Origin of the sequence: Streptomyces phyllanthi, assembly GCF_009377205.1 — a bacterium.
GTDB classification, from domain to species: domain Bacteria; phylum Actinomycetota; class Actinomycetes; order Streptomycetales; family Streptomycetaceae; genus Streptomyces; species Streptomyces phyllanthi.
This window is the reverse complement of the sequence record NZ_VJZE01000487.1, coordinates 1-6,633: the sequence shown is the minus strand read 5'-3', so window position 1 is coordinate 6,633 and position 6,633 is coordinate 1. Positions and strand designations below refer to the sequence as shown.

6 protein-coding genes are annotated in these 6,633 nt (G+C 73.3%); 3 read left to right on the top strand and 3 right to left on the bottom strand.

Annotation, left to right across the window (positions count from 1 at the left end):
• On the bottom strand, positions 1–1,520 hold a 1,520-nt coding region (locus FNH04_RS38875), incomplete at its 3' end, for a serine/threonine protein kinase (protein WP_228031861.1).
• A 205-nt stretch (positions 1,521–1,725) separates the two neighbouring features.
• On the opposite strand from FNH04_RS38875, the gene FNH04_RS38870 reads away from it, so the two are divergent.
• Positions 1,726–2,556 (top strand): pentapeptide repeat-containing protein, encoded by an 831-nt coding sequence (locus FNH04_RS38870; protein ID WP_152790676.1) that lies wholly within the window; start codon positions 1,726–1,728, stop codon positions 2,554–2,556.
• Here FNH04_RS38870 and FNH04_RS38865 read toward each other — a convergent pair.
• Positions 2,518–4,080, bottom strand: coding sequence for a cytochrome P450 (locus FNH04_RS38865; RefSeq protein WP_152790674.1), 1,563 nt, complete (start codon positions 4,078–4,080; stop codon positions 2,518–2,520). The two genes, FNH04_RS38870 and FNH04_RS38865, sit on opposite strands and share 39 nt — an antisense overlap.
• 107 nt (positions 4,081–4,187) lie before the next feature.
• Here FNH04_RS38865 and FNH04_RS38860 point away from each other — a divergent pair, with 107 nt between their 5' ends.
• Positions 4,188–4,796, top strand: a complete 609-nt coding sequence (locus tag FNH04_RS38860) for a TetR/AcrR family transcriptional regulator (protein WP_152790672.1) — start codon at positions 4,188–4,190, stop codon at positions 4,794–4,796.
• A 105-nt stretch (positions 4,797–4,901) separates the two neighbouring features.
• The gene (locus tag FNH04_RS38855) at positions 4,902–5,627 is read left to right on the top strand and encodes a DUF2470 domain-containing protein (RefSeq protein ID WP_152790670.1); all 726 of its coding nucleotides are present in this window, start codon (positions 4,902–4,904) and stop codon (positions 5,625–5,627) included.
• On the opposite strand, the gene FNH04_RS38850 is transcribed toward FNH04_RS38855, so the two are convergent.
• Positions 5,595–6,633 (bottom strand): lactonase family protein (locus FNH04_RS38850; RefSeq protein WP_152790668.1); only part of this gene is annotated, 1,039 nt, incomplete at its 5' end. The two genes, FNH04_RS38855 and FNH04_RS38850, sit on opposite strands and share 33 nt — an antisense overlap.

Sequence of the window (6,633 nt, the reverse complement as noted above, 5' to 3'; positions counted from 1 at the left end):
GAAGGGGGGTCGGCAGAGGTGCCGGAACCGGGAGCGGGGGAATCGTTTCGCTGCCCAGTGTCGCCGTCTCCGTTGCCGTCGCCGTCGGCTTCGGCTCCGACAGAGCCGGTGACCTCGGGACGCGAGGCGGCGCCGTCGGCATGTTTGCCGGACGCACCCGGGCCGCCCGTCCCGTCCGAGCCCCCGGGCGCCGCTGATGACGCGCGATCGCCGGGCGCGGTGCCGACGGCGGTCGTCACATCGGCCTGGGGGGAGGCACTCGCGGTGGCGTCCTGGCGCGTGAGGACGAAGACCGCCGCGGCCACCGCGCCGAGGGTGATGCCCGCCGTGACGGCCAGTACGGGCTTCTTGCGCGCCCAGCCGCGGGCACCGGCGGGACGTGACCGCCCCGCCGGTGCCACGGCGGGGGAACCCGCGGCCTGACCCGGTGCTCCGGAACCGGCGGGCGAGGCGGGCTGGATCGCCGGCCCGGCCGGTACCGGCGGCTTCGCCTGTGACCGGTCGCGGGTCCGGGAGCGATCCGTCCGTTCGAGGGCGAGGCGCTGGAGCGTCTCGTACGCCCGCTGCCGGGCCAGCACCCTGCCGCCCAGGGGCTCCGGCCAGACGGACGTGCCGACGCGCGCCGCGGCCGCGTCGATCAGGTCACGTGGGGCGGGCCGCCGCTCGGGCTCCTTGGAGAGACACGCGGACAGCAGCGAACCGAGCGCCGCGTCCGCCGCCGTGACCCGGCCGATCACCTCCGGATCCGGTTCCTCGAACGCCACCCGGTGCATCACGTCCACACCCGTGCCGTCACCGAACGGGGCATGTCCCGCCGCCGCGTAGACCAGCGTCCCGGCCAGGGAGAACACATCCGACGCCGTGTCGGACCGGCCCGACCTCAGGTGCTCCGGCGACATGTAGGCGGGGGTCCCCACACGGTTGCCGGTGCCGGTGATCGCGCTCGCGTCCACGGCCTTCGAGATGCCGAAGTCGATCAGATGCGCGCCCCGGACGGACAGCAGAACGTTCGACGGCTTCAGATCCCGGTGCACGATCTCCGCGGCGGCGAGGTCGGCCAGCGCCCGCCCCAGCTCCGCCACGAGCCGCCAGACCGCGGCCGCCTCCAGGGCACCGTCCCCGCGTACGACATCCGCCAGATCGAGGCCCGGGATGTACTCGGTGGCCATCCACAGCAGTTCCTCCCGGAAGCCCGTGCCGCACAGCCTCGGGGTGTGCGGCGTACGGACCCGGGCGTGCACCGACGCCTCACGCTCGAAGCGGCGCCGGAACCGGGGGTCCTCCGCGTACTCCGGCCTGATCACCTTCACCGCGACGAGGTCGGGGCCGCCGTCCACGGGACGCGCCAGATAGACCCGCCCCATGCCACCGCTGCCCAGCAGCCCCAGCGGCACATAGGGCCCGACACGGCCCGGATCGGCGGGCCGCAACGGTACGGCACCGGTGTTCCGTAGCGCGTCGGGCTCGTACGTCGGCGAGTCCGGTGATGAGCGCCGTGGCGCCGGCAACTGCTCCGACAAAGAACCCCCCCGAAGTGATGTCACCTGTATTTCAGTTCGCCCCCACGCGAAGAACGAGGCTATCTCCGGCCCGGCCGTTCGCTCAGGGATTCGATCACTTCCGTCATGCGGGCCGCGCGGGATGGCTTGTTCTTGACTCCTGGCGGAGTCCATGGCGCCTGCCGGGGTGCAGGGGTGAGTCCGCCCCCTCATTAGGGTGAACCGTATGGAACAGACCTCTGCCGGCCCCTTCCCGGACCTGCGCGCCGACTGCGCCCGCTGTTTCGGGCTGTGCTGCGTCGCCCTGCCCTTCGCGGCTTCCGCCGACTTCGCGACCGACAAGGCGGCCGGGGAGCCGTGTGCCAACCTCCGCGAGGACTTCCGCTGCGGGATCCACGCCGGGCTGCGGGGGAAGGGCTTCACCGGCTGCACGGTCTACGACTGCTTCGGCGCCGGGCAGCGGGTCTCCCAGGTCACGTTCGGCGGGCAGGACTGGCGGACGGCGCCGCGTGACCGTGCCCGGCGGATGTTCGACGTGTTCCCCGTCGTACGCCAGCTCCACGAACTGCTCTGGTACCTGAACGAGGCCCTGACCCTGCGCCCGGCCCGCTCCCTGCACGCCGATCTGCGCGGCATGCTCGCCGAGACCGAGCGACTCACGCGCGGAACGCCCGAGGAGCTCGGGGAGCTGGACGTCGGCGCGCACCGGCAGCGGGTCAACGTCCTGCTGCTGCGGACGAGCGAGCTGATGCGGGCGGGCGCCCGACGCCGCAAGGAGCGGCGGGGCGCCGACCTGATGGGCGCCCGTCTCAAGGAGGCCGATCTGCGGAAGGCCAACCTCCGTGGTGCCTACCTCATCGCCGCGGACCTGACGGGCGCCGACCTGCGGGGCGCGGACCTGATCGGCGCCGACCTGCGCGCCGCCGATCTCACCGATGCCGACCTGACCGGCGCCTTCTTCCTGACGCAGCCCCAGATCAACGCGGCCCGGGGCAGTGCCGGCACGAGACTGCCGGGCTCAGTCACCCGCCCCGGTCACTGGACAGCGGGCTTCTGACGGGGCGTCCGCGACCGGGCGGCGCGGCTCCGAGCGCGCGTCCGTCGCCCGGTCGTCCGCGGCAGCGTCGGCGGTGATGCCACGACGTCGCTCCAGGTGCAGCTCCAGCCCGTCCGGCATCAGCGTCAGCCGCTCGGCCACCCGCAGCCGGTACGCCGGGTCCGGCCGCAGCTCGTAGCGGCGCAGCAGCAGCCCCAGGACCAGCGTCGCCTCGTGCAGGGCGAACTGTCGGCCGATGCAGGCCCGCGCCCCCGTGCCGAACGGCTTGAACGTGTGCGCCGGCCGGGACCGTACGGCCTTCGCGTCGAAGCGGTCGGGGTCGAACCGCTCGGCGTCGGCGCCCCACACCGTCGTGTCCCGGTGCAGCATCGCCGTCAGCACCAGCGTCCACGCGCCCCGGCGCATCGGGTGGACGCCGCCCAGCACGGTCTCGTGCCGGGCCTCGCGGGCGAAACCGGGTGCCGTCGGCCACAGCCGCAGCGACTCGTCCAGGACCCGGCGGACGTACCGCAGCCGGGCCACCTCCTCGTAACCGGGCCGGGGCGTGTCCCCCCACACCCGGTCCACCTCCTCGCGGGCCCGGGCGGCGAACTCCGGATGCCGGGACAGGTAGTGCAGGGCGAAGGAGAGGGCGCCCGAGGTGGTCTCGTGGCCGGCGACCAGGAAGGTGATGACCTGGCGGCGGACGTTCTCGGCGGACAGCCGCTCCCCGGTCTCCGGGTGCGCGGTCTCCAGCATGCGGTCGAGCAGGTCACCGTCACCGTCCCGGCCACCGGAGCCGCGCCGCGCCTCGATCACCGCGTCCACCGTGCGGTTCAGATACGCCATGTCCGCCTCGTTCCGGCGGGCGGCGCGGCGCAGCAGGAGAGGGGCCAGTGGCTCGGGTACGACGTTGCGGCGCTGAGCGAACGTCAGGGTGCCCACCATGGCGGTCACGAAGGGGTGCGGCCGGGTGCGCTCGAAGGAGCCGAAGTCGTGGCCGAAGCCGGTGCGGGCGATCGTCTCCAGGGTCAGCTTGGTCATGTCGCCGGGGACGTCCACGGCCCGGCCCGCGCGCTGCTCGCCGTCCCAGCGGTCCATCAGCCGCTCGGTCACGTCGAGCATCATCGGGTGGTAGCCCGCCATGGCCTCCCGGCTGAAGCCCGGGGCGAGGACGTCGTGCGCGAGCTGCCAGTTGGGCTCCTCGTTGTACGCGGTGAAGAGCCCGTCCCCGGCGACCGGCCGCAGATTGGCGATGCCGAGACCGACGTGCTTCGCGAAGCGCGACTCGTCGGCCAGCTCGGCGGCGAGGTCCGCGCCGCCCACGAAGACGATCTCCTTGCCGAACCCCTTGCGCCGGAAGATCGGTCCGAGCCTGCTGCCGAGTCGCATCGTGTCCTGCACGGGCGCCCGCAGCCGCGCGCCCACCACGTCCCCGATCACGGGCACCCGGTAGGGCGGGTGGGGGATGCGGTGCAGCTCCGGCCAGCCCAGCTCCGCCCCGCGGAACCCCTTCACGGCCGTGTCCCCCGCCGTCTCCGTCATGACGCCGTCTCCCTCGCGTCCGTACCGGCCCACATCTGTTGTACGTGGGTTCAATAGCGCTGCCAGCGTCGTCCTGTTGTTGAACCGATGTCAAGTAAAGTGACGGCATGGCCGGTCAGCGGGGAGAACGCACGCGCCGTCGGCTCAGCACCGAGGAGCGCAGGGAGCAGCTTCTGTCGGTCGGGGCGCGGCTCTTCTCGGAGAGTCCGTACGACGACGTGTGGATCGAGCGGGTCGCCGAGATCGCCGGGGTCTCGCGTGGGCTGCTGTACCACTACTTCCCGACCAAGCGGGACTTCTTCGCGGCCGTCATGGAGCGCGAGAGTGAGCAGATGCTGCGGATGACGGCCCCCGTACCGGGAGTTCCGGCACGTGAGCAGCTCGGCGCCGGACTCGACGCCTTCCTGGAGTACGTGGAGGCGCACGCACACGGCTACCGCGCCTTCCACCGGGCCGACGCGGCGGGCGACCAGGCGGTGCGGAGGATCTACCGGCGGTCGATGGCGGAACAGGAGCGCAGGATCCTGGCGGCCATCGCCGCGGATTCCGAGTTCGGCTGGACCGTCGAGGAGCGGCCGGAGTTGCGGATCGCCGTCCGGGGGTGGCTGGCCTTCACGAGGGCGGTCTGCCTGGAGTGGGTCAGCGGCGCGGGTCTGACCCGCGAGCAGGTGCGGGACCTGTGTGCGCGGGCGCTGCTGGGTGCCATTTCGCCCTGAGACGTCCCGATGTGCGGGCGGGGTCTTTCCTGCTTCGGCGGGCCATGGTTGGCGTGCGCCGCGATCTCCGATAGCTTAGGCAAGGCTTACCTAAGGGAGGTTCGGATGGCTGACCGTCACACCTGGACAGCCGCGCCCGCCGCGGCGGAGCGCGCCCGCTCGGTGCTCGCCACGGCATGGTCCTGCGCGGTGACCGCGGAGGGCGGCCGGGAGGAGTTCGTCGGCGCGCACACCGTCACCGAGGAGGGACAGGTACTCCTCGACGTGCCGGAGGACAGCGCGCTCGTCGCGGCCGCGATCTGCGCCCCGCGTGGCGAGCCGTCCGCCGTGCTGGAGTTCGCCGACGTCGCGCCCGTGTCCGTACGCAACCGCATCCGCGCCCGGCTCTGGATGGCCGGCTGGTTCGCCGCCGAGGACGGGCGGCTGGCCTTCCGGCCCACGCGCGTGGTGCTGCGCCCGACGTCCGGCGCGGTCGTCGTCGACCTCGACGAGTACACCGCCGCCACGCCCGACCCGCTCGTCACCGCCGAGTTCCACCTGCTGACCCATCTGGCCGAGGCACACCCCGACGCGGTCGAACGGCTCACCCGCCTCGTCGACTCGAGCAGCCTGCAGGGCGCCGTCCGCGTCCAGCCGCTCGCCGTCGACCGGCACGGACTCACCCTGCGCATCGAGCGGGCCCGCGACCACGGCGACGTACGCCTGCCGTTCCACCAGCCCGCCGACACCCTCGCGCAGCTCACTGAGCGCATGCACGTCCTGCTCGCCCAGGCCGGCGCCGCCGCCCGGCCCCGCGCGCTACAGCGGCAGCGCACAGACGGCGACGGGTGACGCGAACGGCTCGCCCGCGCGCCGGAGTTCACCGCTCTCGCCGTCCACGTGGAAGACGCTGACCGCGTTCGACCGCTGGAGCGACGCGAACAGCAGCGTCCCGTCGGGCGAGAACGCGATCTGACGCGGGAAGTCCCCGCCCACCGGCACCGTGTCCAGCAGTCTCAGCCGCGCCCCGCCCGCCTCGACCGCGTAGCGCGTCAGAGTGTCGTGGCCGCGGTTGGCGAGATAGGCGTACGACCCGTCGGCCGTCACCAGCAGCTGCGCGGGGTAGTTCGTGCCGGAGCCCGTGCCCGTGGACTGCGGGTCGCCCGGCGTCAGCCTGCCGCTGTCCGGGTCGTAGGCGCAGACCACCACCGTGTCGTCGAGCTCGTTGGCGAGGTACGCGTGGCGGCCGCCGGGGTGGAACGTCAGATGCCGCGGCCCGGCTCCCCGCCGTGTCCGGGCCCGCGAGACCTCCCTGAGCGTGCCCTTCGACTCGTCCAGGCGGTACGTGTACACGGTGTCCGTGCCCAGGTCCACGGCGAGCACATGGCCACCGTCGGGGCTCGTCACGAACTGGTGCGCGTGCGGCCCCTCCTGCCCGGGACCGGGCTCCGGACTGTCGTGCACGACCCGGTCCGTACGCTCGCCGAGCGCGCCCGAACCGTCGATCGGGTGCACCGCCACGCTGCCCGAGCCGTAGTCGGCGCTGAGCAGCCAGCGCCCGCGCGGGTGCACGGACAGATGACACGGCGCCGCACCCCCGGTGCTCCGGGTGCCGAGGACACGGCGGTCGGAGAGCCGTACGGCGGTCACCGAGCCGTTCTCCCGTTCGTTGACCGCGTAGAGCGTGCGGCCGTCCGGGTGGAGCGCGAGATACGACGGGTCGGCGACCCCGGTGATGGTCTCCTCGCCGGTGATACGGCCGGTCTCCGCGTCGTACGTCGCCACGCGGATGCCGTCGCCGCCGCCCTCGGCCGAGGTGTACGTGCCGATGTAGAGCGGGCGGGGGCCCGTGGGGCGG